The organism is Clostridium sp. UBA6640 (assembly GCF_002455975.1).
GTDB lineage: Bacteria > Bacillota > Clostridia > Clostridiales > Clostridiaceae > Clostridium_J.
This window is the reverse complement of sequence record NZ_DKLM01000151.1, coordinates 50,830-52,331: the sequence shown is the minus strand read 5'-3', so window position 1 is coordinate 52,331 and position 1,502 is coordinate 50,830. Positions and strand designations below refer to the sequence as shown.

Sequence of the window (1,502 nt, the reverse complement as noted above, 5' to 3'; positions counted from 1 at the left end):
CTTTTTTTGGAATATATGCTATTATTTCATTATTACTTATTTTCTTTATGACTATATAATGATTAATTCCATTTTCATTTATATATGCTATTGCAGGTATAGGGCAATAAGATAATATATCCTCAATATTATTTCCTTTAAGCTGTTTAATGGAAAATCCTAGTTTATCTTCTAAATTCATAATATTTAAATCTTCTTTGTAATTTATAATGTTGTTAATTTTAGACACAGAGATTTTACTTCCAAAATGTTTGCATAATGCTGACATACATAGGGCAAAAGATTCTCTATTTTCTTTATCATAAGTTGATTTTTCCATATTTACCACTCCTTCTTAATAGCTAGTTCCAAAGTTCCATCAATATAATTGTTAAATCTTGTGCAAAAGCTTGTCTTTTCTATTTATACATTATACAATAATATACAGATAAATAATATATTTACATTAAATATATTATTTATCATTAATGTAAAAAATATAGAAAGGGGGTATTTATGTGGATATCAAAGAATTAACTAAAGGTCTTGAGGAGTTTATATCTACAGATGAAGTTACAGAAGCACTTAACACAATGGGAGATGGTGGTAAATATGAACCACTATATGGAATTCCACCAGTAGAAATTTAGGAAATAGCATAATAAGTATTGGGAATGACTTAAGTCATTCCCAATAGCTTAATTCTAAATCTTTTATATAATAGACAATAAATAATAACATGCTTAAGAGGGAGGATGGTTATGAAATATAAGCCAATAACTGGTGTATGGGAAATAACGATGGGATGCAATATGCGTTGTAAACATTGTGGATCAATATGTGAAAGTCCACAAAGTGACGAACTAACGACAAAGGAAGCTTTAACTTTATGTGAAGAACTTGGGACATTAGGTTTTAAACATATAACTCTATCTGGAGGAGAACCTACTACAAGAGATGATTGGCATATTATAGCAAAGGGTCTTAGGGATAACGGTATTATCCCAACTATGATAACCAATGGATGGCTTATAAATGAAGAAATTATTGATAAGGCTATTGAAGCAGGAATAAATACTATTGCTATAAGTATAGATGGCTTGGAAGAAACTCATGATTTTATGAGAAAGGCTGGTTCATTTCAAAGATCTATAAGAGCTCTTAAGCTTATGAAAGATAAAGAAATATACTCTGCAGTAATAACTACAGTAAATAAAAAGAACATAAATCAGTTAGAAGATATGAAAAATGTATTCATAGAAGGCGGAGTAACTACATGGCAACTTCAAATTGGCATGCCAATGGGAAATTTAAAAGAAAACTGTGAGTTAGTTTTAAATAACGATGAAATTGATACAATAATCGATTTTGGATATAAAAATTTAAATGATAATAAAATAAAAATACATTTTGCGGATTGCATAGGATATTATAATACAAAGGAAATGAAAGTAAGAAAGGCTTCTTCTAATAATGATTACATATGGCAAGGCTGCGGAGCTGGAAAGCATAGCTTAGGTATT

Annotated in this window: 2 protein-coding genes and 1 pseudogene; 2 read left to right on the top strand and 1 reads right to left on the bottom strand. The window is 28.8% G+C overall.

Annotation, left to right across the window (positions count from 1 at the left end; translation table 11 throughout):
- A partial coding sequence (locus B2W91_RS17465) for a cysteine peptidase family C39 domain-containing protein (RefSeq protein ID WP_291583251.1) occupies positions 1-319 on the bottom strand: 319 nt, incomplete at its 3' end.
- Positions 320-497: 178 nt separating this feature from the next.
- On the opposite strand from B2W91_RS17465, the gene B2W91_RS17460 reads away from it, so the two are divergent.
- On the top strand, positions 498-629 hold the full coding sequence (locus tag B2W91_RS17460; RefSeq protein WP_291583250.1) for a hypothetical protein: 132 nt from the start codon (positions 498-500) through the stop codon (positions 627-629).
- A gap of 105 nt (positions 630-734) precedes the next feature.
- A pseudogene (locus B2W91_RS17455) lies at positions 735-1,502 on the top strand (radical SAM protein); the annotation flags it as partial.